This window comes from Sphaerochaeta associata (genome assembly GCF_022869165.1).
GTDB classification, from domain to species: Bacteria; Spirochaetota; Spirochaetia; order Sphaerochaetales; family Sphaerochaetaceae; genus Sphaerochaeta; species Sphaerochaeta associata.
Window position 1 is genome coordinate 2,887,600 of the sequence record NZ_CP094929.1, and the last position, 26,607, is coordinate 2,914,206.

The window sequence follows — 26,607 nt, forward strand, 5'->3', positions numbered from 1 at the left end:
ATATTGAACAGTGTTCAATATTCTAACACTGTTCAATAAGGAGCAACCATGTCTACACGAAGGGAACGCGACGCCTTGCGGATGAAGGACGATATTCTCGATGCTGCACGACAACTGGCAGAGAAAGAGGGCTTCGAAGCAATTTCCATACGGAAGATCGCCCAAAAAATCGACTATACCCCCTCGCTGATCTACCACTACTTTGCCAGCAAGGAGGAGATTGTCTCCGTCCTCCTGCAACAAGGCTATGCAAAGCTTGCCGCAGCTCTTGGAGCAGCTGGCAACCAGGCACAAGACCCCAAGCGCAAGCTGATGGCGATGACCCGAACCTTCCTGCAGACAGCGCTCGAAATACCTCAGGAATTTACCATTGTTCACACCGATGGCTCACCCTCGGTGGTGGAACACACCTCCTACCTCTTCAAGGGAGCAGCCGAAAAACGCATTGCCATACGCATCCTTGCCCAATGCATTCAAAGCATGCATCAAGACAAGGATGTGAACTTCTCCCTGATTGAATTATCAGCCCAGTCCATAGCTGCTGCAACCATGGGTCTCGCCTTGAAACTCATCGTGGAAAAAGACCTTGACGAGACGCAGAGGGAAACGATCATCACCTACTTCAGTGAAGTAGTCGTAGTGCGCATGGCCGGAATGGAGGATTAACACATGAATAAACTACTTGCTCTTGCTCTGATGCTTGGCATCACCCTCTTGGGCTCCTGCAGCCTGTTCTCGCTCACCAGAGGGCTTGATGAGATGATGAGCCTTGAAATTGGGGAAGTCGATCTCGCAGTCGTACCGGACGGCCCCTACCGGGGATCGTTCGCCTTTGAACGATGGAGCAATACCGTGGAGGTGACGGTACAGAACCATGTAATCACGGCAATTCGCATAATCAAGGACATGAAGTTTGCAAAGGACGAGGTCTCCAGTGCCGTGTTTGAACGCGTTCGGACCCAGCAAAGCGTACAGGTCGATGCCGTATCCGGCTCAACAGTTACTTCGAAAGCCTATCTTAAGTCCATCGAATTGGCATTACAGCCATAACAATCTTTTTACAAGGAGGATTCACTACCATGGAATTCACACAGTACGACCACCAGCGGTACCGGCAGCAGCTTACGCAAGGCGTGCAGTTCAGCCCGGCATGCAGACACGAGGGACTCGACACCCTTTATATTGCACACTGCATGCGAGATCCGAACAAAGGAGGGTCCCTGATACTTTTAATCAGTGGGCTCTATCGCCGGCTTCAGCATGCCTACGCTGCCAACAGGCTGCAAAGGCTTGAGTGCAAAGTCCGCTTTTTTCAGCACAAGCTCTATGGGACCTTGTAGAAACAGTTGACAGGGAATAGGAAAAGGTGTATATCTAACGTACGTTAGGTAAGGAACGAAGTATGACCGACCAGGATTTGAAGCAGACCATCAAGCGAATCGCAGTAGAGCACTTCAACCGAAGCGGCTACCATGGAACGACCATTCGGACCATAGCCAGCGAAGCCGGCTGTTCACTGCCCATGGTCTACTACTACTATAAAAGCAAGAAAGAGTTGTTCCATGAGATCATCAAGGAAGACTACTTTGGCATCCTCAAGAGGGAGTCGGAGAGACTTGACAGCAGTTCCATGCTCGACTTCTATACCAATTTCATCCTCAATGTCATGCACCTGAATTCGTATGAGAAGAAAATCTACCGCCTGGGAATCAAGGTGTACCTCTCCTTCGATGGCGATGACGAGCTTCTGTCTCTCATGGAAGCCTGGGAGGCTTCAATCATTCCACGTCACAGTGCGATCCTGCTCCCCCACTTCAAGGGCAGAGCCGATGCACAAGTCAGGATCCGGACGTTGATGCACCTCATGGAAAATCTGATCGAGGGCATCGTGGTGAAGAGCAAGGTCATGAGCGAGGAAGAGATCCGCCAAGAGATTTCCATTGTATTGGGAGGAGAGTAAAAAAATTTGCTTAAAATACCTAACGAACGTTAGTGTAAATAAAGGAGCTACGTATGGAATCAGAACAGAAATTGGCAATCTTGCAGAATGTCTATGCAGCGGCAATTGCAGAGACCGTGAACACGTACCAGGGACTCGGCGCCCTTACAGCCATTGAAAAGCGAAAACAGGAGAGGCAGGGGCAAACAGCACCCTACCTGCTTGCACAGCTTGGCATTTCCACAGTCGAGGGTGTTTTCTCAAGTTTATCCAACATTTTCGGTTGTGCAGACTGGAAGGTGGAGCATGATGGTTCGGGTTATAACGCTGTAGCCACAACCTGCAAGCTCTGCGCTCTCTCGAAGAAAATGGGAGGGGCCTCCCCCTGCAAGGGATGGTGCCTCGATCCCATGATTGCGATGATCAAGGCCTTGGAGAGCAAGGCGACCGTGGACGTCGAACAGACGCTCATGAATGGTTCTTCCTGCTGCCTCACGGTTAAGCTGGGATAGCACTATGATCAAGGACCTGCAACTCAGTTCGTATTGCCGGTGTGAAGGACTTGACGCAGAGTATGTACGGTATAGGCTTCACTGCATTCAACAGAAAGCGTACAGGAAATACGTGCGTGCAATGTTCCGTTTCTTCATAGCCTTCCTTTGATCACCGGACCTCTTGTACATCGACTTTGTCCTCAGCCTTGCTTCTTTTTCCGCGGACGCTTGACCGGGACGGGAATCAGGGGCTCAAGAATCTGGATGACCTCTTCAAGCAGCTCCCGGTCCTCAGCATCTACAATGTAATGCTCTTTTGCGCCTTGATACGGAAAACCTTTCTCCGCTTCTGCAAGGACGTCCTTCAAGTTCTCCAGCTGTTTTGCATAAACGGTGTTGTCGCATACCAAAAAGAGCGGCTTGCGGTGAATGTAGACCATGTACGAGCCGAACATTTTCTTGTAGACCGGCTGCCAACTTTCATCGATCTGGTTTACGACAAATTCTATGAAATCCACGGTGGTTCCCATTTCTTACTCCTTGGGGATGTTTTTATAGAGATGGATGTAATCAGCAAGTTCATTGAAACCCTGCTTGCGATAGAATTCGTAGGAGGGAGCGGTACGATTGGTAGAGAGCAATATCGACTCGATGCCCTGCTGCAGAAGCAAAGGCTCCATACGAACAAGGAAGTCCGCTCCCAATCCTTTTGCCTGCTCACACTTCTTGATGCAGAACTCTTGGATATGATACTCGGTGCCTGAGTACCAATGAAGCACCCTGCCAAGGCTGAGCCCTATCAAGACACCCTGCTTGTACAATCCAAAACACAACGAGCCGCTCGGTTCCAACAAATCAAGCAGGTAGCGGCGCAGCCGGGTAGTGTCGCTCCAGTCGTCATTCCAAGGCGGTTGCGTGAAAACCTCATGAAAAAGGGGTTGTACTGCATCCACATCCCTGCTTCCAAGTTGAGCAACAACACGTTCATCCATGGCGGAACTCTCCTATAAAAACCCTACTGCTTTATGCATTGGTTGTACAGAACCGGCAAGCCTCTTGGTTGACAATTAGGCACTTGTACCGTACATGTGTGAATTGAGGAGACATACGTATATGAAACAGAGAATCCTGCTGCTTATACTACTCTTGTGTACATCAACGCTGGTTGCCGAGATAGCACCCCATGAATACCGTAACATGCAGTTGGGCTCTCCCGAACACCTACAGCTCAAGGTACTCTCGGTATCCAAATCCTACAACCTCTTTTCGGGCAATACCAAGGTCAAGGCCAACGCCGAGGTGCTTCTGGTTACGAGAAGCAACAGCAATCTAGCTGTCGGAGACAGGATTACGATCAAGTACACACATAACAAAACGAGGAAGCACTGGGCGGGCCCGAGGCCCATCCCGATACTTAGGAAAAAGGCGGAGACCGATGCCTTCCTTGCTTTTGATGCGGAGCAGAATTGCTATGTTCCTTCTGCCAGGGGGGCATCGTTCGAACCGTTGATCAGAGAGTATTGAGAACCCTACAGCCTGTCTGAATCGACGAGTCTCTTGTGCTCCAGGATGTACAGCGGCTTCATGTTCTGATAGGCCCCGATCCGTACGAACTTGAAGGTTGTCGCCACTCCCATGAAGAGATTGAACAGCTGGTTCTTCAGGTTCTTCTGCGGGAAGTCATAGAGCTTGCGCTTTTTATAGAAACGGTGGTCGTCCCTCACCACCCCCCGCATGCCGTAGATGAGGTCACGGAAGATTTTCATGCCGCCGACACCCAGAAAGTTCACTCCTTTCTGGTACTTGGCCCGACACGCTCGGTCCAGACGCACGGCAAGCTGCTCGATCAAAGCCTGCAGATGGGCCGAGTCAGGGCATTCATCGCTGATGACGCCCATCGAGTTCTCTTTTCCGACCCGGTCCTTGCCTTCCAGAAACTCTCTCACGTTGGAAAGCTGACCCAGCGGCCCGGCGACCAGATAGCAGGTGTGCTTGCCCATCATGCTGGTTCGATGTCCGTTGGAGAACGTCCTGTCCAGAAACAACTTCCAAATTGGTTTCAGATAACGCCCTTCGATGTTCATCGCATGAACAAGTACGTCGCAGGTGTTCACCAAGTTCTGGTAAAAGTCCTGAAAACCGTCCTTGCGGTCGCACGGACCGACCAGCTCACACCGCAGGCATCCTTGGCATGCTCCCTCGTAGGGAAAGTCATTGATGTCCACAACCTCCACCTCATTGGGATAGGCGGCAAGAAAGACCTTGATCATTGCAGAGAGATTGCCATCCGTGTTCTGCTCATCAGTAAGCAGTACGGTACGTATACCTCTTTTCTTTGCTGCCGAGGCTTCTCCCAATGTGGGTTTGAAGACGGGAGAACTCACGTCTTTCAGCACATTGCTGCGGCGGACCATCACAGTACGATTGAGCGTAGCCTGGTGAAACTCCTGCATGAAAAACCGCATGCTACTACGGAACTCAGCCTTGAGCAGGTCGATGTTGTCCACACTGAAACCTTCCATGAAATGCATGCCCAAGTCTTCACAGGTACCATAGAGCCATTGCTCGGCAAGGTTGTCAAAATAGTGGAAGCAGCTCATTACGCTGGTGGCGTACTTGTCTTTGAATACAGAATTCCTGCCTGCCTGCCTGACCAGGTCGAAGAAGCGGATCAGCTGCCAGGGAACCAGCATGGTGTATACCGGCGTAGCCCAGATGACGGCCTTGCATTGCTCGAGCAACGCAAGGCTTCCATCAAACCAAGCCTTGTCATACTCCATATCGGTAAGCTGCTCACCCACATGGATGATGGACCAGTCGATATTCGGCTCACGCGTAACCAAATACCTTGCATATTGCAGTGTAAGACTGTACTCGCCCTTCGGACTTGCATTGACAATAACCACCTTGGTCGCTTCACCCATACCCTTCTCTCCCATTGCTTTGGACGACTGTATGGATACAGGGTACGGGTGCGGTTTTTCCAAGTCAAGAAAAATTACCACGACCAGGTCAGATGCACAACATCGATTCGGGGGAGAGTATCCTCGTAAGGTCCTCTTCACTCAGGTACCCTTCCTCAAGCACTATCCTATAGACCGATCCCTCGGTTTTCTGAGCCTTCTTTGCAATCTCCGAGCAAAGCTCATACCCTAAAACCGGAACCAAGGCCGTGACCAGGCCGATACTGTTCTCCACCATCTCCCGGCAGCGCTCCTTGTTTGCCGTGATGCCGGTAATGCAGCGGTTGGTCAAAATGTGCAATACATTGGTGAGATTGTTGATCGAGGTAAAAAGCTTGAATGCTATCAACGGCTCCATTACATTCAGCTCCAGCTGGCCGGCTTCGGCCGCCAGGGTGATGGCAAGGTCGTTGCCTATGACATCGAAAGCAACCTGGTTGACCACTTCAGGAATAACGGGATTCACCTTGCCGGGCATAATGGAGGAGCCGGGCTGCATGGGAGGCAGGTTGATTTCGTTGATCCCAGCCCGTGGCCCCGAGGAAAGAAGCCGAAGATCGTTGCAAATCTTCGAGACCTTTGCAGCAATTCGCTTCAGAACACCACTGAGTTCGATGAACCCACCGGAGTCCTGGGTGGCTTTGATCAGGTTCCTTGAAGGAACCAACGGCAATCCGGTCAGAAGTGCCAAATGCCGCGTGACAACCTCAGCATACCCTTTAGGAGCATTCAAGCCGGTTCCAATGGCAGTGGCTCCCATGTTGATTTCATACAACAGAGTCTGGGCGATGCGCATCCGCTCGATGTCCTCGCCTACACTCTCCGCCCAGGCGATGAACTCCTGACCCAAGGTCATAGGAATGGCATCCTGAAGCTGGGTTCTCCCCATCTTCAGCACATCGTGAAACTCCCTGCCTTTTTCTTCAAGGGACTGCTTGAAGCTTTCAAGCTCGTCAAGCAGAGCGTTGAGCATCCAGGCAGCTGCCAGGCGAATGGATGTAGGATAGACATCGTTGGTCGACTGGGAAAGATTGACGTGGTTGTTGGGATGGACAATCTTATACTCACCGCGTTTCTTGCCCATGATTTCCAGAGCCCTGTTTGCGATAACCTCATTCGCATTCATGTTGGTGGAGGTTCCAGCTCCCCCTTGGATGGCATCGACAGGGAATTGGTCGTGAAGTTTGCCTCCGATAATCTCATCGCACGCCTCTATAATGGCTTTAGCTACCGCAGGATCAAGAATCTGATACTCCAGATTCGCCAAGGCAGTCGCTTTCTTGATGTAGCCCAAGGCTTGGATGAAAAAAGGGAATTGGGAAATCGGGATGTTGGACACCACGAAATTCTCCATCGCCCGAACCGTCTGAACCCCGTAATAGGCATCAGAAGGAACCATTTTATCACCCAGCAAGTCGTGCTCAACCCTCCATGCATCCATACCGATACATCTCCTTTCCACCAGAGCCCGTGCATGAACAAGCCGCATCATCGAAGACGCTGCGTAAGGCAGTCATTCCATTCCTGTTCTCTTATTCACCCCGTTTCCCTGATTGCTGTTATAGTACTTGTATCATCGCATGCAATGACGGTGGATTCAACCTTGATTTCAATCAATCAAGGCCTCTGACAATGACTGTCAAAGGCCTTGGTACCTGTTTGCATTCCTCTACTGGTCAACTGGTCAGGCTTTTGCCTTTTTCATGCTCGAAACAAGAGAAAACACGATGGTGAAGGCCGCCAACAGGAGAAAGACCAAGGAAATCGGGCGGGTGTAGAAGACAGTCAGGCTGTTCTTGCTCATCAGAAGCGCCCTGTTAAGGTTCTCTTCGGCTATGGGTCCAAGAATCACCCCCAGCACCAAGGGAGCTCCAGGATAGCCGTATTTCTTCATGAAGTAGCCAATCACTCCAAAACAAACCGCTACATAGACATCGTAGAGCTGATTTCCCAATGAATAGGAACCAACCACACAAAGAATGATGATGATCGGCATCAGTATGTTTGTAGGAATCTTGAGGATTTTCGGAGAGTACTTGGCACTGAGCAGACCGGCTGCAAGCATCACAAACTGAATGGCAAACATACCGGCAAAAATGGTGTAGACCAAGTCGATGCTTTCAACAAACAACAGAGGGCCGGGGCGGACACCGATGAGAATCAGGGAGCCGAGCATTACCGAGGTCACTACGTCGCCAGGAACACCTAGGCACAGCATGGGGATCAAGGCCCCTCCGGTGGTGGCGTTGTTGGCGGCTTCCGGTGCAGCAACACCCTCATACGATCCCTTGCCGAATTTGTCCGGGCGTTTGGATAGTTTCTGGGCCACATTGTAAGCAATGAAACTGGCAATGGACCCTCCGGTTCCTGGAATAATGCCGACAAAGACACCAATGACCGATCCTACAATGGCAGCAATGAGGAAGCCCTTGATATCAAACCACTTCGGCAACATGTTCGTAATGACCTGCGCATTGGCGGTACTTTTTCCATGCTTGTTGGCAACCTGGGAAAAGACCTCGGAGAGAGCAAATACTCCAATTAAAACCGGTAGTAAATTGAAGCCCCTCATCAACCGGGGGATGCCGAACGTGAAACGGTCGGTGCCGGCAATGGCATCGATGCCGACAGTGGAAATGAGCAAGCCCAGGCATCCGGCCAGAAGCCCTTTCCCAACATTCTTCCCTGAGGAACTTGCCATAATGGACAAACCGAATATGGCAAGGGAGAAATAGTCGGCTGCGTGGAAATTGAGGGCAATCTTGGCTAGCTGGGGTGCAATGAGAAACAAGCAGATGGAGGAAAACAATCCACCGATGAATGACGCAATGGTCGAAATTCCCAAGGCCCTTCCTGCCTGCCCCTGCTCACATAGAGGATATCCATCCAACACTGTTGCGGCAGCTGAGGGAGTCCCCGGTGTTTTTAGAAGAATGGCCGAGATGGACCCCCCATACATGGAACCGCAGAAAAGTCCGCAGAGCATGACCAGGGCGGTATCGGCCGGGAGCCGATAGACCAAAGGAAGCAGCAAGATGATTCCCATCGAGCCCGAGAGACCGGGAAGAGCACCGATCACAATGCCAACAACCACTCCAAACACCATGAAGAAGAATGTAAGAGGCTGAAGAATGGCAGAAAAACCGCTTAATACATAGGTAAACATAGACTTCTCCTCCTCATTAAAACAACGAAAATCTTGGTAATAAAACCTGGAATGCATACATGAACAGGAAGTAGATCACCACAGAAACAGTAATGCTGATCACGATGGCTTTCCTTCTATTCGAGTACCCGAACATCCAAAACAGAAACAGTAAAAAGAAAGGAGAGAGGAGAAGAAAACCCATAAATTTCATCATAAAAACATAGGCAAAGGTACCGGAAACGAGTAGAAAGACTTTTTTTGCCCGTTGTGCATCGAAAGCTTCACGGGTTTGGGCCGAAGAATTATTTGCAAGCAGCGCTTTGACCGCCTGTATCAGCCCCAAGGAGATGATGATAATTGCAACAAACGCAGGGTAATCACCAGGACCGATGCCCATTTTTGCCTGTGGAAGCTTCTTTGATTGAACAAATACAAATATGCCGAAGAGAATGGCACCCAACCCAACCCAGAAATCCGATGTGATGTTCTTTTTCATCTTTGACTCCGCATTACAAAAAGGGAGGGCCATCGATCGAGTGCGACGACCCCCCACCCAGAACAAACCTAGTAACGGTCACCCAAGCCTTTTGCCTTCACAAGTGCTTCATAGCGGGAATCCTCGGCAAGGAGGAACCGGCCGAAATCAGCAGCATTGAGGTACTCAGGGCTTACGCTCATGGCTTTCATCTTCTCAACAAAGATAGGATCTTCAATGCACTGCTTGAAGATGTCATGCAGTCTCTGTATTACGGCATCGGGGGTACCCGGAGGACATACCACGCCTCTCCACTGGGGAAGGACAAGATCAAGGCCCTGCTCTTTGGCAGTAGGAACATCGGGGAAGGAAGGATAGCGCTCTTCAGAGAAGACAGCGAGCATCTTCAGCTGGCCTGCTTCAATATTAGAGACGCCTTCAGGAGCATTGTTCATAGCAGAATCAACCTGCTTACCCAACAAACCGATGATGGAGGGACCGCCGCCGCTGAACGGGATATGGGTGAATTCAGCTGAGATTGCATCTTCGAACAAAATTGCAGCCATGTGGTTTCCACCGGCAGTCCCTGCGTTACCGATGGAGAGCACTCCAGGGTTGGCTTTTGCGTCGGCGATGAAGTCCTGCAACGTATTCCACTTTGCATCGGCGTTCACCAGCAGGTAGTTGTAGGAGCTGACGACCTGCAAAACCGGCACGAATGAATTGACGGTAATGGGAGTCTTGCTGAGCTGGGTCTTCGTCATCGAAGCATTATTCCAGTGCATGACACTATAGCCATCGGGTTTTGCATCCAAGAATTCAATGGCTCCGGTAACACCTGAAGCTCCCGGAACGTTCTTGATCACCAAATTCTGGCCATTGGCATACTTGGGGAATACTTCAGCAAGAACCCTGAAAACAACGTCTCCACCACCGCCGGCACTCCAGCCCACCACAGCTTCGACCGGCTTGGTCGGGAAGGTCGACATATCGGCGGACATCGCCGAGGCCTCTTTGTTTCCTTGAGCAAACAGCATGCTGCAGGAAAGAACGATTGCAAATGCAACGAATACGACTTTTTTCATATACTCTCCTATTATCCCTTTTTCAGGGTTGTTGACAACGGTAACCTGATCGAATGCCCTGATAGGGCGCTTTGATACATCGCTTGAATGATCTCAACGGATTTCCTTGCTTCCTCACCTGTAACCAGAGGGTCTCGATCCTGTTCAATGGCATCGATGAAGTCCCTGAACTGTGCCACATGGCCTTGGATCCCGATGGATGTGGGATTGGAGGCCCCGCCTCCTGTGGAGGATCCGGCACCAAATCCGGTTCGAATCGCATCATCACCTTCCTTCTCCTCAGAAAAGGACCAATGGATGAGATTCTCCTCTTCCAAAATAGCGCTGCCCTTGGTGCCGCAAATCTCAATGCGTTTGAGAAAACCGGGGTAAACACCCGTGCTGCTCTCAATCACTGCAAAACCACCGGTCTTCAGACGCAGCATTGCCACAGCAGTATCCTCAACCTCAATCCGCTCGTGGGCAAGTGTTCCCACATGCGCTGTCACTTCCTCGATACCGCCGACAAACCACTGCAAGAGATCAACGGCGTGAATCGATTGATTCATCACTGCCCCGCCACCGTCGAGCTTCCATGTCCCCCTCCAGGCAACCGAATCGTAGTACTCCTGGCTGCGAAACCACTTTACCTGGGCGTTTGCCAGCAGGATGGTGCCGAATCGGTTCTCGTCAAGCGCCTGTTTCATAAGAATTGCACCCTTATGAAATCTCGACTGGAAAATTCCTGCAAGCTTTACATTATGCTTGTGTGCCGCTTCGATGATTTCATCACACTTCTCAATGGTGACTTCAAGCGGCTTCTCTACTATTACATGTTTTTTAGCCTTCGTGGCAGCAACCGCTCCCTGCATATGAAGACCGGAAGGTGTGGTAATGGTGACAATGTCAATCGCCGGGTCGGCGAGAAATGCATCCAAATCACTATACCCGACGGCGCCATACTTGGAGCAAAAGGATTCTGCTTTGCCGGGAACCACATCAAATCCAGCAACAAACTTACCTTGTGCAAGTTCTTGGATGGCTCTGACATGAAAGTCAGCAATAGTCCCTAATCCAATTATCCCGAATCCGTAATTCTTCTTCAAAGCAAACCTCCGAATGACTTGTATGTATCCTAAAAGCGAATTGCTATTTTGTCAATTTAAATTACAAAATAATTTATTATATGCCCATTACTATAACGTAGTAAGTCGATAAATACTTTTATTTAACTATAATTACTATATTTATAACATTCTCATAATTGTTTTTTTATTTTACAAATTACTTGTCAAATAGTTCTTTGCATGCTAGATTCCTTACCAAGAACGACCGAACTGGAGGACGTATGACTTTACATGAAGAGTTTGCTGTCAAGCTGAAACGACTCAGAACACTCATGCAAACAAAGAACCTGGATGCACTCTATTTGAAACGGCAGGATGACTTTGCTTGGTTGTCATGTGGCGGCAGAAATTATGTAGGCCTCTCGGATATGGGCAACTGCGGTCTGCTTGTTACAACCGATGCCCATCATGCAATAACCAGCACTGTCGAAAGCCAACGGATGATGGATGAGGAAAATCTCGCCGAACTTGGCTTTACCATGCATGCAGGCATCTGGCACGATGAATCCTTTGAAGCAGCAAAACTTCTCGAGCTTGTACCGTCAGGGGGCATCGGATTTGACCACTCACACAAGATCGGCCCCAATCTCGCAGAGGAGATCAAGCCCTTGCGGTTCTCGCTCACCGAGAGTGAAGTTCAGAAATTCAGGATGGTCGGTCAGCTTGCTTCACTGGTAATCGAAGAAACTGCAAGCTCGATCAGGGTTGGGGAAAGCGAATACGCCATCCTCTCACGTGCCGCCCAAAAAGCCAGGGAACTTGGCTTGGAGGTGGTCTCACTCATGTGTGCCGCCGACCAGAGAATCTCACAGTACCGCCACCCATTGCCCACTGCCGCACAAGTAAAAGAGCGGGTGCAAATCGGGGGGAACCTCCGAAAATGGGGCCTTACCGTATGTCTGACCCGTTATGTCAACTTTACTCCGGTCACGGCGGAACTTGAGCGGCAGATGCGCATGAACCAAGAGATTGATTGCATCCTCATGCAGGAAACCAAGGTTGGCAGGGAATTGAAAGAGGTCCTTGCGTGCGGTGAAAAAGCCTACAAGGAGCGGGGGTACGGATACGAAATCGACAATCACCACCAGGGCGGGCCCATCGGCTATGCCGGACGTGACTATCGTGTCGATTTCTCAAACACCCATGTGGTGGAGGTAAACCAAGGATTTTGTTGGAACCCCTCGATCACCGGCACAAAAAGCGAGGACACGATTCTCGTCACTCAATCCGGCTTTGAGTTCATTACAAAACCCGTAGTATTTCCAGTCTGTGAGATCAAAGTCGGCGATACATCCTTTTCGAGGGCTGACATTCTCCAAAAGTTGATGTAACGTATTCAGATGAGGAACGAACAGGATGCCTGTGAACGATCTTGAATTAAAAACGTTCAAAGCCATAGTTGAATGCATTGAGGAGGGGTCTGAAAAACCCTCCCGTGCAGCTATAGCCAAAGAGCTCGGGTTAAGCAGGACCACGGCATCCAATTACGTAAACAAGCTCATCAGTGCAGAGATACTTGAGGAATTGGATTCAGAATCCCAAGGAAGAGGGAGGCCGGGCAAACCCCTGACCTTGTCGACTTCCAAGCGCTATGCCATCGGAGCCTTCTTCGATGAGCATGATTGGTACCTGAGTATCGTCAATCTGCAAGGACAACCCGTTGAAAACCTGCACTATCCCATAGAGCGGATGACCATTGACAGCTTCATCCAAGTCCTCATCGGGGGAATCAAGCACATCCAGAAGAAATACGGGGCCCAATTGCTTCCCGCCGTCGGGATAGGAAGCCCCGGTGTCATCGACAGGAAAACCGGCACCATCATCAAGGCGGTCGACCTCGGCTGGAGAGACATCCCCCTGGGGCGTATCGTACAGAATCAGACGGGCTTTTCCTGCTATATCCTCAACCGCTACCGAGCTACCGGCCTTGGCGAAGCACAGCACGGGCAAGGCCAGGGCGTAAAAGACTTTATCTTCATCGGCATCGGGACAGGAATGGGCTCGGCGATTTTCATCGATGGGAAACTGATGTTCACCACCAATATTCACACCGGCGGAATAGGTCACATCATTGTTGACCCTCACGGGCCGTACTGCAGCTGCGGGAGAAAAGGGTGTGCACTCCCCCTTGCATCCACCGATGCCCTGATTACAAACGTACTCAACAGCCTCGCCGACAAAACCCTGCTCACTCAGACCACGCTGGCCTTGCAATATGCCACGGAAAAAACATTGACGCTCGCCCAAATCATGCAGGCAGCACAAGACGGGGATGTATTTGCGCAGCAGGCAGTACAAACTGTCGCCGATCCAATGTGCCAGATCATCGGTCATCTGATCACCATCATCAATCCCAAGAAAATTGTGTTGGGTGGGCCGATGGCGACCTCCGGCAACTATTACGTGGACTACATCGAAAAGAAAGTCGTCAACGACTATTTAACACCGGAAATTCCCATTGTCCAGGGAAGCATGGACGTATACACCGGGGCAAGGGGTGCCGCTTCGTTGGTAACCAAACGCGTGGTGGAGCTTACGTTTCATACTCCCGATACGTGGTATCTGGAGCAGTAGGTCTCATTCCTCCTGCTTAAACTCAAACAAGTCCCCCGGCTGACAGCAAAGCACCTCGCATATTGCCTCCATGGTACTCAGCCTGACTGCGCTCACCTTCCCTGTCTTAAGGTTGGAGAGGTTCGCTATCGTAATTCCCACCTTCTCGGATAATTCAGTTAGTGACATCTTGCGGTCTGCAAGCACACGGTCAAGTCGAATGATGATTGCCATACGCTTGCCTAGACCGTTTGCTCGTATTCACGCTGCAAGGCAAATGCGTAGCTGAACACCCGGGCGAGCACGAGCAGAATAAGTGCATAGACAGCCTCATTGGGAAGCAGCTGAAAGCGGAAGCCAAGCAAGCCTGAAAGTTCTCCCAGATCCTGGGTAAAGACAAGGACCAACAGCAACTGCTTTGCATAGGCAAGGGCCAGCAGAATATAGCCCATGTTGGTTATCTTGATGGGAAGCGTTTGGGTGAAGCCCTTGGACCGGCTAAGTGTGTGGAGAATCGAGCGCAGCAGGTACAAAAACAACAAGCCAAGCACAAGGGTTGCCAACAGAAGGACAGAGTAGAGCAGAAAAGAACCGAGACTGGCAGAACGCACGGTCTGAGTGAATTGCAAGCCCTCGGGGAACACCAGCAAGAGCGAGAAGTCACCCTGCACAGCCAAAACAGCCAAGTATACCGTTATGCCGGCTACGGCAAGGGAGCCAAGAATGAGACTGAGGGTAAGCAGGCCTGTAAGCAGGCGCAGCCCTTTGTTTGACAGACTAAGCATGGAATGCCTCCAATTATCGTATTACAGATATTTTTTATCGTAGTACGATAATTTTGTCAAGACATTCCCTACCGCTTTTTTACTGCGCAGCCTGTTTCAATGCATTCTCGAATGCTTTCAGGTGGGTCTTGGAAGTGACAGTCGCCCCGCTGATCACATCTACATCAAGCGTTTTTGCTTCGATGGCTGTCTGAAACAACTCATCAATGGTCCTTCCCTTGGAAAGCTTGACCGGCTGACCATTCTTGGGAACAGCACCCTTGAGAATCCTGAAACTTGAGACTTGTCCACCTGCAATCTGCACCTCGACTTGGGTGTCGCGAATGTGCGAGGTGCAACCCTCCCACTTCCCGACGTACGTCCCATCCTTGAGGTTTGAGAACTGCACATTCTCAAATTGCAGCTGGGATGCCTCCTTGCGGTTCGGCCCATCCACACGCATGGCCATTACCAGGCCAACGGCGATCAGCACCAGCAAAGCAAACAAAATCCACCACATACGTTTTCTCCTTGTTGTACGCATTCTGTTCCTCCTCAAATACTGAGAAGCGATATGCTCAGTCCCGTTACCGGTTGGAAAACGGGGACCAATGACTCGGATATCCATCCCATCAAGTGCTCATCAATGGCAAACACCCCTACTTCGGGAAGTTCGGCCAAGAGCTTTTTGCAGCCCTTGATGCCTGAAAGAAAGAATGTTGTTGAAAGGGCATCCGCATGCAGGGAACGAGGGCAGACCACCGTCATACCAATCAAGCCGGAGCGGGCCGGACAGCCGGTCCTCGGATCGAGAATGTGGTGCTGCCGCTTTCCTTGTGAATCGATGAAGAACCGTTCATAGTCACCACTGGTGACAACCGAGACGTCCTTGGCCGCGATGGCTCCAACCAAAGAGTTCTGGATCCTGGGATGACGGATGCCCACCTTCCATGCCGACCCATCCGGTTTCGATCCCAGAAGCAACACATTGCCTCCAAGGTTGATATACGCCGATTCAATACCCCATTCGATGAGCACCTGCTTGGCACGATCGGCGGCATAACCCTTGGCCAAGCCTCCCAGATCCAACAGCATCCCCTGCTTTCCCAAGCCGGCACGTCGATTCTTCACATCCAACCGAATCTGGCGGTAATCGACAAGTGAGCGAACTTCTTTAATGGCGGCTTGGGTGGGAGGGGTTGCAGCATGGGTGAAATCCCAAAGATTCATCAGAGGAGCGATGGTTACATCGAACGCACCGCTTGAGAGAGCGCCGATTGCCACGGCTTCCTGCAGCACCTCGATGGTATCGGGGGAAACATCCACCAAACCGTCTCCCGCCCGAGTGTTGATGCTGCTCACCTCGCTATCGGGAAGAAACCTGCTCATCAGTAATTCCAGACGCTTCACTTCGGCAAAAGCCGCCTCAATCGCCGCCTCGGGCTGTTTTCCATAGACCTTGCAGGACAGTTGGGTATGCATGACTGCTAGATTTGCCTCGACGCTACGCATGTCTGCCTTCCTGTATCAGGCCGTCCATCACCAACGAGGTGATCGTGTCCAGCAACCGGGGGAAATGCTCCACTCCAATCTCCTCCTTGTGCACATCGATATTGATGATCGCCGTAAACACCAGCATGATCGTCGCGGCATCTATATCGTTTCTGATCTTCCCTGCAGCCTGCCACCTCCCCACCAACTCGACAAAGGTATCGTAGAGGAAGTGCACCGCTTCACTGCCGTGCTCAAGGCGATAGACCTGCTCGAGTTTTGCAAAGACCTTGCGGTTGTACCACTCTCGTAGAATCGGACTGCTACGCATGCCTTCACTGTTGCACGCGAGCATATGGGCGATCACTTCCTTCGGCTCCTGCGTTACATCAAGCTGAGCCTGGCACTTCTGTTTCAAAGCCGCGTTCTCTTCAAGGAATATATCCAGGAACAGTTTTTCCTTCGACGGATAGTAGAGGTAAAAAGTTCCCACAGCGAGCCCCGCCTCCTTGGCGATTTGGGCTACGCTGGTGGATTTGAACCCACCCTTGGAGAACAATGTCTTTGCCGCCTTGTACAATAGAGCCTGTTTCTCTTCCATGCATCCATCCTGAATGAATATTTTTAAATTCATTCATTTATACTGAAAAGGCTCCTTTTTAGTCAAGAGCCGACCTTTTCAGCCCCGCATATAACCTTTCCAATCGCCCCCGGGCAGATAGAGAGCGGGGTTCTCCTTGGTTCCCAAATCCCTGCGCGCATACCAATAGACGTAGGCGCCGACGGCAAGCCAGGCCCCGTCCTGCTGGTAGAACACCTGGCTCATCCGTCGATCGTATTCGTTGTCGGCCCCGCCTGCCGCATAGCCCTCCAGCTCATCGACAAGGGGGAGCACACGGGAGAAATCCCTGATCTGAAGCAACTCCCCGTAGACCCAGTCGGAACCGCTGAGCAAGGCCGGATACCCCTTGTGCAGCTGGTGGAACAGTCTGCCTTTGACACGTGCCGGGTGCAGGGATACCACCCTGCCCTCCAGCACCTTCACGTGATTGAAGAAACCGGAGAGCAGGCTTCCATAGACCCAGAGTCGTTCACACTCGTTCAAAACTCTTTGCCCCCTGCCAGTCTAACATCGGTGTCATAGGCCGCTATGGCGCCTATTGCGGCTTCCAATGCCCGTACTATGTCGGCAAGAGCCATACTCGGGGCATTAGGCCTGGCAACCACCTGGGATGGAATGAAAGGTACGTGGATGAAGCCTCCCCTGATCGGCCGCTTCTGATTGGCAATGGTATGGAGCACCCCGTACATCAGATGGTTGCAGACAAAGGTGCCGGCGGTATTGGAAACACTGCCGGGAAGCCCAAGCTTGCGGATTGCATCCACCATCGCCTTGATCGGGAGCGTTGAGAAGTAGGCAGGAGGCCCATCGTCGGCGATGCGTCGGTCGATGGGCTGGTTGCCTTCGTTGTCGGCGATCCTTGCATCATCGATGTTGATCGCCACCCGTTCAACGGAAATGTCGAACCTGCCGCCTGCCTGCCCGATACAGAGCACTGCATCGGGCCTGATCTCTGCAATCGCCTCCGCCACCCTCTGTATCGCCTTGCCGAATACCGTGGGAACTTCCAGTTTCACGACTTCCACTGAGGATACGACGGGACGAACCATTTTCACCGCTTCCAAGGCTGGATTGACCGCTTCTCCACCAAAAGGATCGAATGCTGTCAACAAAAGTCTCATGAGCACCCCCTTAGAATGCCAGGATATACATCAGGATGATATGAACCAGCAACATGACGAAAGCCACACGGGCCTGGCTCTTGATGATGACATACTTGTCCTTGGTCTCAAGCAACGCCGCCGGCATGATATTGAAATTCGCCGCCATCGGAGTGAGCAGGGTACCGCAGTAGCCTGCCGTCAGACCCAAGGCGCCTACCACAACAGGATTGGCTCCCTGCATGATGAGGAAGGGGATGCCGATGCCCACGGTGATGACGCTGAACGCAGCAAAACCGTTGCCCATAATGATGGTGAAGAGCGCCATGCCGATGCAGTATACAGCTACGGCGATCAAACGCGAGCCATCGGGAATGATTGCACTCACCCCCTTGGCGATGACCGTTCCCACACCGGCGGCTGTGAACAAGGCCCCCAATGCAGCCAAGAGCTGGGGAAGAATACCAACAGGCCCTACATTGTCCATCAGACGGGTTCCGTCGACGACCGCAGAGCGAGCCGGGGCCTTGGTGATCAGATAGGCTACGATGAGGGCGACGGCAGCGGAAATGCCGATGGCATTATTCGCCCCGAAGGGAAGGAAGGTGGCGGCCAGCACGGCGACGATTGCAAGGCACAACGCCGGGATGAAGACCTTGTAGCCGAGTGTATCGGCATGCTTACGCGTCACTTCAGCCTCAGGGACATCACTGGCGGACTGTACCACCCGGTTTGCAGCGGTAAGGGCTGCAATGGCCAGTACGCACACACCGGTGATCCAGTGAGGCAGATAGGGGCCGACCGAGAACGTAAAGGCCAGGATGAACCAGAACGCCGTGGTGCTGATGCGCTTTGGATGACTCTTGTCCCTGAGTGCCTTGATACCGACGAGCAGGAAGATCAGGGCGATGATGCAATAAAAAAACTCTGCGATTGCTACGTTTCTGGTCATACTCATTTCCCTCCCTTCTTGGCATGCTGGTCGAGATGACGATCGAGCAGATAGTTGTGCCCGATGCCTACCAGCACCGCTATGACAGCGATGGGGATGGACATCATGGCGATCTGCAGGGCGTTGATGGGATAGCCCTGCTCATTGAGGGTGGAGACGATCAGCAGTGTCCCGCTTGCGCCCATGAAGCAGTTTTGGGCGAAGAAGTTGCCGAAATTCTCCCCGGCTGCGCTATACCCCTTGATGGCATCCTCAGTCTTCTCATCCGCCTGCCCGTGTTTGGCGATATACGCCGCCTGGGCCATGGGGTTGATCAGAGGACGTACAAACTGAGGGTGGCCGCCAAGTCGCAGCGAGAATGCGGCAGCCAAAGCCCTGACAGCCAAGTACAGGCTGATGATTCTGCCTGAGGTGGCGCGCTTGGTCTTCTTGATCAAATCGACTGCCTTGTCCTTCAGACCATACCGCTCACAGATGCCGATGACCGGGAGTGTGAGAACGAACAAGGTTGCGGTTCGTTGGGAGATGAACGATTTGCCAAGGGTGTTCAGGATATCGATGAAAGGCATGCCCGCCACCAACCCTGTAACAACACCAGCAATGACAACCGTTGCGATGGTGTCTTTCTTGAGTACGAAGCCGATGATGACTATCAGTACGCCGATGAGTTTCAACAGTTCCATGAATCAATCTCCTTTTGTGTATGTAGTTTGTAAAAGTATACAACGCACTTTTCGAATGTGACATATTCGAACCTTTCTAGAATACAAATTTATGAGAATTTTCTAATGGCCAAACATAGTCCACAAGCCATATTTTCATACATGATGAATACTGGTAAGCATTTACCACCATAGTTGGGAAAATTCCCACCTACCCATGGCATTCCTCACCAACCAATTGCACCTTCCTTCTTCCCTTTTTTTGATTTGTATTTCAAAATTGAGCTGTTCCAAGACTTGGCAAGCTTCCTGCATATTCATCTGCGATGTAGATGCATCTTCATTTTTTAGAGAACAGGAATATTGTATGAAAGCGAAACAACGAAGCATGGTCACCGTCGCACTCTTGTGCATCGTTCTTTTCCAGGTTGGCGCAGCCGTAGCCTGGGAGCCGTATCTCGGCTTTGGGAAAGGCAAGGCCGAAATCGGCGATGACAAGTATCGGTTCTACGAACTGTCGGTAGGAACCCCGGTAGGGTCGAGGATTTCGGTCGAAGCCTTCCTGCTGGCCCAGCCTCTTGCCTTGGAATTGACGGCCCAGGACAACACCTTTGCCCTGATGAGCGGGATGAGAGCCTCCCTCACCCTCTTCAATGATGCCACCTTCAATCCGATGATACAGGCGAGCCTTGGTCAAATGATTCTAGGGAAGGTGGACGAGACTGAATCCTATCCAGACATTGCGTGGCATTTTTACAGCAGCATCGCCACTGGATTTGAACTCAACATGTTCGACTCCTTCCAGATCTTGATCCTTTCCGGGTATCGTTTCGCCCCGCATGAAGCCCAACTGGGCATGCAGGCGAACACGCTTTCCAGCCCATTCAACTCGCTGAGTTTCAGGGCCAATCTCAAGTAAATCGAAAGGCCGGTATGCATGCGTATACCGGCCGCTTCCATCAGACTTCGAACACACTTTACAGGCTCGCTGGATGACAAACCAGACAACTTGCGTTATAAGTGTGGTAGAAGCAGAAGAGAGACGCAAAGAATTCTCCTGTCTGCCTTCCGAGGTCTGATGAGGAAACCCCAGCACATTACGTTTAGCGGGAAACGCAATTATCTCTTGTTGCTCGCAGCAACAACGCTTTGTCTCTTTGTGCCTGCACAATTCCTCTATTTTCGCACCACCAGCGTCCTGAAGGACAACGCACGTATGCGCGCTCTCTCCATTGCCACCACGGTTGCGACCTTTTTGGAAGATGACATCGAGGTGTACCGAGCCATCGCAGACGCGTCGGATCTTGAGAAAACCCCCCGGCTCTATGCCGACTACCAGCGTTACAATGGCCTGCTCAGAACCATCAAGGAACAAAGCGGAGCTCATTTTGTCTATACCGAGGCGTTCGTGGATGATGCCACCATCCGTTATATTCTCGATGCAGAAATGCCCGACAGCGAGCTGTTCTCCCCTTTCGGCTCCCTCGATGGGATGGATGAGACCGAACAGATCGCCTATACAACCAGGACAGCAGCCGGCAGCAGGAATCTCATCTCCTCCGACTGGGGAGTTTTTCTCAGTGCCTTCGCCCCCATCATCGATGCACGTGACGACAGCCTGGCGGGTCTGGTGGGAGTTGATTATTCGGCTGAAACATTACTTCTTCAATCCCGTAAACTCCTCTATCTGCATATCATCACCTTTTCGGTACTCTCCTTGTTGCTCGCCTTCTCCCTTTACGTAGTCATCCAATTGATCAGCGTCCGTGCATATACGGATGAATTGACAGGCCTGGGAAACCGACGTGCGATGAACAAGACAATGGTACGTTTGGAGCGGGAGGCCCGCAGGCGCGGCAAGGCGTTTGTACTGCTGACTCTCGATGTCGACGCATTCAAGCCCATCAATGATGAACACGGACACCCCGTCGGAGACAAGGTTTTGGTGCGTATCGCAGAAACCTTGCTGCAGCATTCGGATTGGGAGGAGGGCTGTTTCCGTTCAGGCGGTGATGAGTTTGCCATGTTGCTGCCTTGTGGTGATCTTGAGCAGGCACAGCAGATCAGCAGGCAGATCAAAGCTGATGTCCAGGCTGTGTTCCTTCCCGAACTGAAGGGACAAGCCCTGTCTGTGAGCATCGGTACGGCGATGTGGCAGGAAGGAGATAGTCTGGAAACTTTGGTCAAGCGTTCCGACGCAAGCCTCTATGAGATGAAAAAGCATCAGACAACACGAAAAAAAGGCTGATGGTCTCTTGCCCAAATACCAGAGAGCCGGTAGGGTTTCTCCCATACGGGAGGGCAACTGATATGCGCACCATCAACACACTCTTTCTCACCGGATCACATTTTTGTCCGGATGAACAGGAATTGGCAACGCTTGCCTCCCTGTATCCCCAGGTCAATGTGACGAGTGTAGGAATGCTTGCGTATACATCCAGACACATAGAGCAGGCGCAGATAGTCGTCGGCCTTCCAAAACCAGAAGATTTGAAGCTTGCGGCCAACCTACGCTGGTTGCAAACCCCCTCCTCGGGAGTCAGCCAGTATGTCGATCCTGCGCTCTATGCAAGTGTCCCTCCCCTTCTGACCAACGCGCGTGGAACCTATGGGAAACAGATCGCCGACCATATCATTGGCATGATCATCGCGTTCAATCACAATCTGCTATGCTACCACGACCAGATGAAGACCAGGAACTGGAAGCGGCACTTTCCCGTCAAAGACCTTTGGGAGAGCACCCTGGTCATCGTCGGGCTGGGCGATATCGGAACCCAATTGGCGTTACGGGCGAAAGCCCATGGACTGAGGGTGTTGGCTGTAAAACGAACAGCGACAGAAAAACCCCCTTATGTGGATGAGCTGGGTACCGAATCCGAGCTTGATGCGTTCCTTGCTCAAGCCGACTATGTCGCCCTTTGTGCAGCATCCACCCAGCAGACCGAGCATCTGTTGGATGCTCGAAGGATTTCCTTGCTGCCTGAAAGAGCCTATGTATTCAATGTTGGCCGCGGCAACCTGATCGACCAGCATGCATTGGCAGAAGCCCTCCAAACCGGTCGGATTTCTGGTGCCGGGCTTGATGTCACCACACCCGAACCGCTTCCTGTAGACCATATCCTTTGGACGCTCGACAATGTCCTGATCACCCCGCATGCAAGCGGACTGTCCCCGAGCGACCCCCATCAGGTATTTTCCCTGTTCCAGAAAAACCTTGATCTATTTCTCCAGGACAAGCCGATGATCAATCTCATCGATTACTCTCGGGCTTATTAGCAATTGTAGGAAAATACATCCGTCATATCATACCATTCTTCTTTACCGCACAGACCTGCGATGATACGATGAGACATATTCAAGGGGGTTTGAAGGTGGCTTTAATTCTTGCAATCGACGATGCTGCAACCGACCTTGCGCTGATTCAATACATCCTGACCAACCATGAAGTGATACTTGCCCGAAACGGCGAGCAGGGATTGCAGCAGCTTGAGGAGCACCCGCAAACCGACCTGATCCTGCTTGACCTCCACATGCCGATAATGGATGGATTCACCTTCATGGACCGCTACCATGAGCTCAACCTGGACATCCCCATCATCATCCTCACCAATACCGAGGAAGTTGCTATGGAAATCCAAGGTTTGGAGAAAGGCGCCGTCGATTTCATCCGTAAGCCCCTGAATTTCAAAGCCCTTCAGATGCGCATCGATGTACAGCTCAGACTCAAGCAGTCCACCGAATTGATCAAGGAGCACAACCGTCATCTTGAGGAGCTGGTGGAGAAACGTACACGAGAGATTAGAAGAACCAACGAGATTACCATCAACGCCTTGGTACGGCTTCTGGAGGTGCGCAACATCGAAACAAGCGACCACGCCCGGCGTACGAAAATCATGATGGAACTGCTGTGCAAGCAACTTCAGAAAGTGAAGCCCATCGGCTATGAGCTCAGCGACAAGGAGATTCAGGAGTTGATCGATACCGCACCGCTGCACGACATCGGAAAAGTAGGAATCCCTGATCGTGTGTTGCTTAAGCCGGGGAAACTGGATCCGGATGAGATTGCCATCATGCGAGAGCATGTGAACAAGGGCGTCGAGGCACTGGACTACAGTATTGAATCTGAAGATTCGAAAATCAGTTTCATCGAAATGGCCCGCACCTTGATCGCAAGCCATCACGAGTGGTATGACGGCAGCGGATACCCGGAGCAGCTTCGTGGCCTGGCCATTCCTCTTTCGGGACGTTTGATGGCGGTAATCGATGTATATGACGCACTTACCAGCAAGAGGGTGTACAAGGAGAAGCTCGATCAAGCCAAGGCCATCGAGGTGATGAAGATGGAAGCCGACCGGCATTTCGATCCTGTTGTCTTCGAAGCATTCTTGCAGGTGGTTCCTCAAATCAATATGCGAATGCAAGAGTAGCAAGGAGAAACCATGAGAAGTCGTAACAGGATCAAGGTTTGTTTGTTCTTGATGCTGTTTCTTGCGATTTTCTCCCTGTCAGGCTCTGATGAGAAGCTTCAGTTCAGTAGAGAAGAAGCGCGCTTTCTTGCGGCGCATCCGACGATTCGGATTGGAATCGACCCAAAATTCGTTCCTTTTGAATTCATCTCCAACGAAGGCAAGCATGGCGGCATCACCGCTGATGTCCTCTCCCTCGTTGCCGAGCGCACCGGGCTCACCTTTATCTATGACCCGTCCTTGAGCTGGACCCAAACGGTGCAGAAAACCAGGGAACGGTCGATCGACCTGCTCGCTGCTGTCGGCTATACCCAGGCAAGGGCGCAATACATGACCTACTTGAAGCCATACCTGCAATTCCAGCGGGCGATTATCGTACAAAAAAGCAATACGAGTATTTCAAGTTTCGAGGATTTGAAGCATCGGCAGGTCGCTGTGCAGCGGGACAGTTCCCATGAGGGGTTTCTCCTCTATTACCCTGAAATTACCATGCGTCAGTATGATACCGTCGAGGAAGCCTTGCTTGCTGTCAACCGGGGGGAAGAAGTTGCCTTTGTAGGCAATGAGGCCACCAGCATATATCTGAGCCGCACCCTTGGCTTGACCGAACTTCAGTTCGTCCCCATCGCCGAGGGAGGGTTGCAGGACTTGCATATGGCAGTACGCAGTGACTGGCCGCAATTGGCAACCATTTTGCAAAAGACCCTCGATTCCATCAGCGAAGAGGAGATGGCACGCATTCTCGACCGGTGGATCCGCTATGAGAGCCGCTCCGATCTCGCTCCCATCATCCGCTTGGTCGGCATCATCGTATCGATTCTGGTCATCATCCTCGGCAGCTCCCTGTTCTGGGTTTCCCGCCTCCGGGAGGCAGTGAAGGAAAAGGATGCTGCACAGAAGCAGGCCCAGCAGGCGGACTTGGAGAAGAGCAGATTCCTCGCCCGGGTGTCACACGAGATCCGCACACCGCTCAACGGTATTCGAGGCATGAGTTATCTGCTGGAGAAAACCTCCCTCGAAGCTGCCCAGCTCCGCTATGTGAAAGCCATCAGCGGTGCGACACAGACCATGCAGAGCATCATCAACGATATTCTTGAGTTCTCCCGCCTTGATGAGGACCGTATAATCCTTGAACATATTCCGTTCACCTTGGATGATGTGCTGGAGAACTGCATCTCCATCGAGTCCTACTTGATTCACCAGAAGGGCCTGCTCTTCAGGTTGCACCAGGCAGAAGGAGTACCCCAGCATTTAATTGGCGACCCCACGCGTCTCTCGCAGATTTTGATCAATCTGCTTAACAATGCGGTAAAATTCACCGAGAACGGCAGCATCGAGCTATCGGTCGAAGCCCAAGAGATGCAGGACCAGGCCTGCGTTCTACGGTTTGAGGTGAAGGACAGCGGCATCGGCATGGATGCCCGGCAGCTTGAGAACCTCTTCAAGCCATTCGTTCAGGCCAATGCATCCATCCATCGAAAGTATGGTGGATCGGGCTTGGGACTTTCCATCGTCAAGGCTTTGGTGGAGAAGATGGATGGAAAGCTTTCGGTGACCAGTGAATCAGGCAAAGGCAGCTGCTTTACCGCCGTTATTCCCTACACACTCGATGCACGGGGGTCTGAGGAGGAACAGAGTCGAAGAAGGAGCATCGATTTCTCGGCGATCAAGGCCTTGGTCGTCTGCAGCGACCGATACCTCGACGATCGCATCAGAAGCCTCTTCTATGAGTATAAGATACAAGGGGAATCGGTCTCCTCGCCTTCTTTGGCAGCAAAGCTTCTGGAAAGCGGTAATTACTTCGATTTGGTCGTCGTAGAAATTTCAGACAGCCTGACCTTTTCCGATTCTCTGGCAGGTATCATGGAAAAGCAGGCACACAAGCGCCCGAAGGTCCTTGCACTCGTCCATGACGATTCCAAGCAGAAAAGTTCTGCATTCATCGACGTGGTGCTTCCCCTGCCCTTGATAAACTCGGTGTTGTTCAATGCACTGCTCCATCTATTCGGCAGGGGCGAAGGGGAAGCCCAGGAGAGCGACTCATCCAAGCAAACCGCTGCTGCACTGCCGCTGCAGATTCTGGTGGTTGAGGACAATGCCACAAACCAGATTATTGCCAAGGAGATCCTACAGCGGCAAGGCTGGTCGATCCACCTTGCCGACAACGGGAAAATCGGGTATGAGAAGTTCCTCGCCTTGGAGGGAGTACTGGATGTGGTCCTGATGGACCTGCATATGGATGTGATGGATGGGTATGAATCCTCAACGTTGATCAGGTCCAAGAACGAGACCATCCCGATCATCATCACCAGCGCCGACCTGATGGAAACGGTTCGCAAGCGATGCATGCAAATCGGGGTCAACGACCTGGTCGGCAAGCCGTACGATCCCGATCAATTGATCGAGAAGGTGGCAAAACTGGGCATTCCCTATCATCAGAGTAGACGGAGCATAGATTTCGAACGGGGAGTCTTCAGTATAGGAGGAGACCAACAGCTCTACCTGCGTGTACTCTTTGCCTTCATCGCCGAGCTTGAACAGCTGATCCCAAGCATAAAAAAAGCCATTGAGGAGCAGAATCTCCATACTGCGGCAGAACTCGCACACAAGGCAAAAGGCAGCACCGGGAGCATCGGGGCATTAGAAGCACAAAAGCTCTGTGCCAATCTGCAACAGACACTACAGAACGGCAGGATGCCTCCAGAGGAGGCTCTGCTTACCGTATATATTGAACTGGAGAAGGTGCTGCTTGAAGCTAAGGAGTATGTGAGTAAAGCTTGAAGCCCA

Annotated in this window: 30 protein-coding genes; 13 read left to right on the forward strand and 17 right to left on the reverse strand. The window is 51.6% G+C overall.

Annotated elements, in window-relative coordinates; all coding sequences use genetic code 11:
• The first annotated feature begins 48 nt into the window (after positions 1 to 48).
• The 5 genes from MUG09_RS13295 (at position 49) to MUG09_RS13315 (ending at position 2,451) form a co-directional block, all read left to right on the forward strand.
• Positions 49 to 666 carry a TetR/AcrR family transcriptional regulator gene (locus tag MUG09_RS13295; protein WP_244771920.1) on the forward strand — a complete coding sequence of 206 codons (618 nt, stop codon included), beginning with the start codon at positions 49 to 51 and terminating at the stop codon, positions 664 to 666.
• Positions 667 to 669: 3 nt separating this feature from the next.
• Entirely contained in the window at positions 670 to 1,050 is a 381-nt protein-coding gene (locus tag MUG09_RS13300) for an FMN-binding protein (protein WP_244771921.1), read from the forward strand.
• A gap of 29 nt (positions 1,051 to 1,079) precedes the next feature.
• The gene (locus tag MUG09_RS13305; protein ID WP_244771922.1) at positions 1,080 to 1,340 is read left to right on the forward strand and encodes a hypothetical protein; all 261 of its coding nucleotides are present in this window, start codon (positions 1,080 to 1,082) and stop codon (positions 1,338 to 1,340) included.
• A gap of 62 nt (positions 1,341 to 1,402) precedes the next feature.
• A complete protein-coding gene (locus MUG09_RS13310; protein ID WP_244771923.1) occupies positions 1,403 to 1,960 on the forward strand; it encodes a TetR/AcrR family transcriptional regulator in 558 nt (185 codons plus the stop codon).
• A 53-nt stretch (positions 1,961 to 2,013) separates the two neighbouring features.
• Positions 2,014 to 2,451 (forward strand): L-2-amino-thiazoline-4-carboxylic acid hydrolase, encoded by a 438-nt coding sequence (locus tag MUG09_RS13315; protein WP_244771924.1) that lies wholly within the window; start codon positions 2,014 to 2,016, stop codon positions 2,449 to 2,451.
• Positions 2,452 to 2,633: 182 nt separating this feature from the next.
• Here MUG09_RS13315 and MUG09_RS13320 read toward each other — a convergent pair whose 3' ends face one another.
• Together MUG09_RS13320 and MUG09_RS13325 are read right to left on the reverse strand one after the other, a co-directional pair.
• Positions 2,634 to 2,963 (reverse strand): transcriptional regulator, encoded by a 330-nt coding sequence (locus MUG09_RS13320; protein ID WP_244771925.1) that lies wholly within the window; start codon positions 2,961 to 2,963, stop codon positions 2,634 to 2,636.
• A 3-nt stretch (positions 2,964 to 2,966) separates the two neighbouring features.
• Positions 2,967 to 3,425: a GNAT family N-acetyltransferase gene (locus MUG09_RS13325; RefSeq protein ID WP_244771926.1), complete on the reverse strand. Its 459-nt coding sequence runs from the start codon at positions 3,423 to 3,425 to the stop codon at positions 2,967 to 2,969.
• A 121-nt stretch (positions 3,426 to 3,546) separates the two neighbouring features.
• Between MUG09_RS13325 and MUG09_RS13330 the strand changes: the two genes are divergently transcribed.
• On the forward strand, positions 3,547 to 3,957 hold the full coding sequence (locus MUG09_RS13330) for a hypothetical protein (protein WP_244771927.1): 411 nt from the start codon (positions 3,547 to 3,549) through the stop codon (positions 3,955 to 3,957).
• 5 nt (positions 3,958 to 3,962) lie between these two features.
• Here the strand turns inward: MUG09_RS13330 and MUG09_RS13335 are convergent, their stop codons facing one another.
• The 6 genes from MUG09_RS13335 to MUG09_RS13360 all read right to left on the reverse strand — a co-directional run bounded on the left by MUG09_RS13335 (position 3,963) and on the right by MUG09_RS13360 (position 11,189).
• Positions 3,963 to 5,357, reverse strand: a complete 1,395-nt coding sequence (locus tag MUG09_RS13335) for an NAD(P)H-dependent oxidoreductase (protein WP_244771928.1) — start codon at positions 5,355 to 5,357, stop codon at positions 3,963 to 3,965.
• A gap of 88 nt (positions 5,358 to 5,445) precedes the next feature.
• Positions 5,446 to 6,837 carry an aspartate ammonia-lyase gene (gene aspA, locus MUG09_RS13340; RefSeq protein WP_244771929.1) on the reverse strand — a complete coding sequence of 464 codons (1,392 nt, stop codon included), beginning with the start codon at positions 6,835 to 6,837 and terminating at the stop codon, positions 5,446 to 5,448.
• A 243-nt stretch (positions 6,838 to 7,080) separates the two neighbouring features.
• On the reverse strand, positions 7,081 to 8,562 hold the full coding sequence (locus MUG09_RS13345; RefSeq protein ID WP_244771930.1) for a tripartite tricarboxylate transporter permease: 1,482 nt from the start codon (positions 8,560 to 8,562) through the stop codon (positions 7,081 to 7,083).
• A 16-nt stretch (positions 8,563 to 8,578) separates the two neighbouring features.
• Positions 8,579 to 9,040, reverse strand: a complete 462-nt coding sequence (locus MUG09_RS13350) for a tripartite tricarboxylate transporter TctB family protein (RefSeq protein WP_244771931.1) — start codon at positions 9,038 to 9,040, stop codon at positions 8,579 to 8,581.
• A 68-nt stretch (positions 9,041 to 9,108) separates the two neighbouring features.
• Entirely contained in the window at positions 9,109 to 10,104 is a 996-nt protein-coding gene (locus tag MUG09_RS13355; RefSeq protein ID WP_244771932.1) for a tripartite tricarboxylate transporter substrate binding protein, read from the reverse strand.
• An 11-nt stretch (positions 10,105 to 10,115) separates the two neighbouring features.
• A complete protein-coding gene (locus MUG09_RS13360; RefSeq protein ID WP_244771933.1) occupies positions 10,116 to 11,189 on the reverse strand; it encodes a Gfo/Idh/MocA family protein in 1,074 nt (357 codons plus the stop codon).
• 242 nt (positions 11,190 to 11,431) lie between these two features.
• Here MUG09_RS13360 and MUG09_RS13365 point away from each other — a divergent pair, with 242 nt between their 5' ends.
• Both MUG09_RS13365 and MUG09_RS13370 read left to right on the forward strand, forming a co-directional pair.
• A complete protein-coding gene (locus MUG09_RS13365) occupies positions 11,432 to 12,541 on the forward strand; it encodes a M24 family metallopeptidase (protein WP_244771934.1) in 1,110 nt (369 codons plus the stop codon).
• 25 nt (positions 12,542 to 12,566) lie between these two features.
• On the forward strand, positions 12,567 to 13,784 hold the full coding sequence (locus tag MUG09_RS13370; protein ID WP_244771935.1) for an ROK family transcriptional regulator: 1,218 nt from the start codon (positions 12,567 to 12,569) through the stop codon (positions 13,782 to 13,784).
• A 3-nt stretch (positions 13,785 to 13,787) separates the two neighbouring features.
• On the opposite strand, the gene MUG09_RS13375 is transcribed toward MUG09_RS13370, so the two are convergent.
• The 9 genes from MUG09_RS13375 to MUG09_RS13415 form a co-directional block, all read right to left on the reverse strand.
• Positions 13,788 to 13,997, reverse strand: a complete 210-nt coding sequence (locus MUG09_RS13375) for a helix-turn-helix domain-containing protein (RefSeq protein WP_244771936.1) — start codon at positions 13,995 to 13,997, stop codon at positions 13,788 to 13,790.
• Positions 13,998 to 14,005: 8 nt separating this feature from the next.
• Complete coding sequence (locus MUG09_RS13380; protein WP_244771937.1) at positions 14,006 to 14,548, reverse strand: hypothetical protein; 543 nt, start codon at positions 14,546 to 14,548, stop codon at positions 14,006 to 14,008.
• A 79-nt stretch (positions 14,549 to 14,627) separates the two neighbouring features.
• The gene (locus MUG09_RS13385; RefSeq protein ID WP_244771938.1) at positions 14,628 to 15,047 is read right to left on the reverse strand and encodes an FMN-binding protein; all 420 of its coding nucleotides are present in this window, start codon (positions 15,045 to 15,047) and stop codon (positions 14,628 to 14,630) included.
• Positions 15,048 to 15,082: 35 nt separating this feature from the next.
• Positions 15,083 to 16,039, reverse strand: coding sequence for an FAD:protein FMN transferase (locus MUG09_RS13390; RefSeq protein WP_244771939.1), 957 nt, complete (start codon positions 16,037 to 16,039; stop codon positions 15,083 to 15,085).
• A complete protein-coding gene (locus MUG09_RS13395; RefSeq protein ID WP_244771940.1) occupies positions 16,032 to 16,619 on the reverse strand; it encodes a TetR/AcrR family transcriptional regulator in 588 nt (195 codons plus the stop codon). Before MUG09_RS13395 ends, MUG09_RS13390 begins: the two co-directional genes overlap by 8 nt.
• 78 nt (positions 16,620 to 16,697) lie before the next feature.
• Positions 16,698 to 17,123: a gamma-glutamylcyclotransferase family protein gene (locus MUG09_RS13400; RefSeq protein ID WP_244771941.1), complete on the reverse strand. Its 426-nt coding sequence runs from the start codon at positions 17,121 to 17,123 to the stop codon at positions 16,698 to 16,700.
• Positions 17,120 to 17,761 carry a pyroglutamyl-peptidase I gene (gene pcp / locus MUG09_RS13405; RefSeq protein ID WP_244771942.1) on the reverse strand — a complete coding sequence of 214 codons (642 nt, stop codon included), beginning with the start codon at positions 17,759 to 17,761 and terminating at the stop codon, positions 17,120 to 17,122. The genes MUG09_RS13400 and pcp overlap by 4 nt, the downstream gene beginning before the upstream one ends.
• 10 nt (positions 17,762 to 17,771) lie before the next feature.
• Positions 17,772 to 18,692, reverse strand: coding sequence for a DUF979 domain-containing protein (locus tag MUG09_RS13410; RefSeq protein ID WP_244771943.1), 921 nt, complete (start codon positions 18,690 to 18,692; stop codon positions 17,772 to 17,774).
• A 2-nt stretch (positions 18,693 to 18,694) separates the two neighbouring features.
• Positions 18,695 to 19,375, reverse strand: a complete 681-nt coding sequence (locus tag MUG09_RS13415) for a DUF969 domain-containing protein (RefSeq protein ID WP_244771944.1) — start codon at positions 19,373 to 19,375, stop codon at positions 18,695 to 18,697.
• A 346-nt stretch (positions 19,376 to 19,721) separates the two neighbouring features.
• Here MUG09_RS13415 and MUG09_RS13420 point away from each other — a divergent pair, with 346 nt between their 5' ends.
• The 5 genes from MUG09_RS13420 to MUG09_RS13440 all read left to right on the forward strand — a co-directional run bounded on the left by MUG09_RS13420 (position 19,722) and on the right by MUG09_RS13440 (position 26,601).
• Positions 19,722 to 20,273, forward strand: coding sequence for a hypothetical protein (locus MUG09_RS13420; protein WP_244771945.1), 552 nt, complete (start codon positions 19,722 to 19,724; stop codon positions 20,271 to 20,273).
• A gap of 159 nt (positions 20,274 to 20,432) precedes the next feature.
• The gene (locus tag MUG09_RS13425) at positions 20,433 to 21,602 is read left to right on the forward strand and encodes a GGDEF domain-containing protein (protein WP_244771946.1); all 1,170 of its coding nucleotides are present in this window, start codon (positions 20,433 to 20,435) and stop codon (positions 21,600 to 21,602) included.
• 62 nt (positions 21,603 to 21,664) lie between these two features.
• Entirely contained in the window at positions 21,665 to 22,630 is a 966-nt protein-coding gene (locus tag MUG09_RS13430; protein ID WP_244771947.1) for a D-2-hydroxyacid dehydrogenase, read from the forward strand.
• Between the two features lie 68 nt (positions 22,631 to 22,698).
• Positions 22,699 to 23,781, forward strand: coding sequence for an HD domain-containing phosphohydrolase (locus tag MUG09_RS13435; RefSeq protein ID WP_244771948.1), 1,083 nt, complete (start codon positions 22,699 to 22,701; stop codon positions 23,779 to 23,781).
• A 12-nt stretch (positions 23,782 to 23,793) separates the two neighbouring features.
• Positions 23,794 to 26,601 carry an ATP-binding protein gene (locus tag MUG09_RS13440; RefSeq protein ID WP_244771949.1) on the forward strand — a complete coding sequence of 936 codons (2,808 nt, stop codon included), beginning with the start codon at positions 23,794 to 23,796 and terminating at the stop codon, positions 26,599 to 26,601.
• Positions 26,602 to 26,607 lie beyond the last annotated feature (6 nt).

Coding starts and splice junctions, on each gene's coding strand:
- MUG09_RS13385 (WP_244771938.1), bottom strand. CDS start 15,047: ATGTGGTGGATTTTGTTTGCTTTGCTGGTGCTGATCGCCGTTGGCCTG.
- MUG09_RS13440 (WP_244771949.1), top strand. CDS start 23,794: ATGAGAAGTCGTAACAGGATCAAGGTTTGTTTGTTCTTGATGCTGTTT.
- MUG09_RS13300 (WP_244771921.1), top strand. CDS start 670: ATGAATAAACTACTTGCTCTTGCTCTGATGCTTGGCATCACCCTCTTG.
- MUG09_RS13420 (WP_244771945.1), top strand. CDS start 19,722: ATGAAAGCGAAACAACGAAGCATGGTCACCGTCGCACTCTTGTGCATC.
- MUG09_RS13310 (WP_244771923.1), top strand. CDS start 1,403: ATGACCGACCAGGATTTGAAGCAGACCATCAAGCGAATCGCAGTAGAG.
- MUG09_RS13305 (WP_244771922.1), top strand. CDS start 1,080: ATGGAATTCACACAGTACGACCACCAGCGGTACCGGCAGCAGCTTACG.
- MUG09_RS13390 (WP_244771939.1), bottom strand. CDS start 16,039: ATGCGTAGCGTCGAGGCAAATCTAGCAGTCATGCATACCCAACTGTCC.
- MUG09_RS13395 (WP_244771940.1), bottom strand. CDS start 16,619: ATGGAAGAGAAACAGGCTCTATTGTACAAGGCGGCAAAGACATTGTTC.
- MUG09_RS13380 (WP_244771937.1), bottom strand. CDS start 14,548: ATGCTTAGTCTGTCAAACAAAGGGCTGCGCCTGCTTACAGGCCTGCTT.
- MUG09_RS13425 (WP_244771946.1), top strand. CDS start 20,433: ATGAGGAAACCCCAGCACATTACGTTTAGCGGGAAACGCAATTATCTC.
- MUG09_RS13355 (WP_244771932.1), bottom strand. CDS start 10,104: ATGAAAAAAGTCGTATTCGTTGCATTTGCAATCGTTCTTTCCTGCAGC.
- pcp (WP_244771942.1), bottom strand. CDS start 17,761: ATGAGACTTTTGTTGACAGCATTCGATCCTTTTGGTGGAGAAGCGGTC.
- MUG09_RS13365 (WP_244771934.1), top strand. CDS start 11,432: ATGACTTTACATGAAGAGTTTGCTGTCAAGCTGAAACGACTCAGAACA.
- MUG09_RS13315 (WP_244771924.1), top strand. CDS start 2,014: ATGGAATCAGAACAGAAATTGGCAATCTTGCAGAATGTCTATGCAGCG.
- MUG09_RS13430 (WP_244771947.1), top strand. CDS start 21,665: ATGCGCACCATCAACACACTCTTTCTCACCGGATCACATTTTTGTCCG.
- MUG09_RS13415 (WP_244771944.1), bottom strand. CDS start 19,375: ATGGAACTGTTGAAACTCATCGGCGTACTGATAGTCATCATCGGCTTC.
- MUG09_RS13295 (WP_244771920.1), top strand. CDS start 49: ATGTCTACACGAAGGGAACGCGACGCCTTGCGGATGAAGGACGATATT.
- MUG09_RS13435 (WP_244771948.1), top strand. CDS start 22,699: ATGAGACATATTCAAGGGGGTTTGAAGGTGGCTTTAATTCTTGCAATC.
- aspA (WP_244771929.1), bottom strand. CDS start 6,837: ATGGATGCATGGAGGGTTGAGCACGACTTGCTGGGTGATAAAATGGTT.
- MUG09_RS13320 (WP_244771925.1), bottom strand. CDS start 2,963: ATGGGAACCACCGTGGATTTCATAGAATTTGTCGTAAACCAGATCGAT.
- MUG09_RS13370 (WP_244771935.1), top strand. CDS start 12,567: ATGCCTGTGAACGATCTTGAATTAAAAACGTTCAAAGCCATAGTTGAA.
- MUG09_RS13410 (WP_244771943.1), bottom strand. CDS start 18,692: ATGACCAGAAACGTAGCAATCGCAGAGTTTTTTTATTGCATCATCGCC.
- MUG09_RS13325 (WP_244771926.1), bottom strand. CDS start 3,425: ATGGATGAACGTGTTGTTGCTCAACTTGGAAGCAGGGATGTGGATGCA.
- MUG09_RS13335 (WP_244771928.1), bottom strand. CDS start 5,357: ATGGGTGAAGCGACCAAGGTGGTTATTGTCAATGCAAGTCCGAAGGGC.
- MUG09_RS13330 (WP_244771927.1), top strand. CDS start 3,547: ATGAAACAGAGAATCCTGCTGCTTATACTACTCTTGTGTACATCAACG.
- MUG09_RS13375 (WP_244771936.1), bottom strand. CDS start 13,997: ATGGCAATCATCATTCGACTTGACCGTGTGCTTGCAGACCGCAAGATG.
- MUG09_RS13345 (WP_244771930.1), bottom strand. CDS start 8,562: ATGTTTACCTATGTATTAAGCGGTTTTTCTGCCATTCTTCAGCCTCTT.
- MUG09_RS13350 (WP_244771931.1), bottom strand. CDS start 9,040: ATGAAAAAGAACATCACATCGGATTTCTGGGTTGGGTTGGGTGCCATT.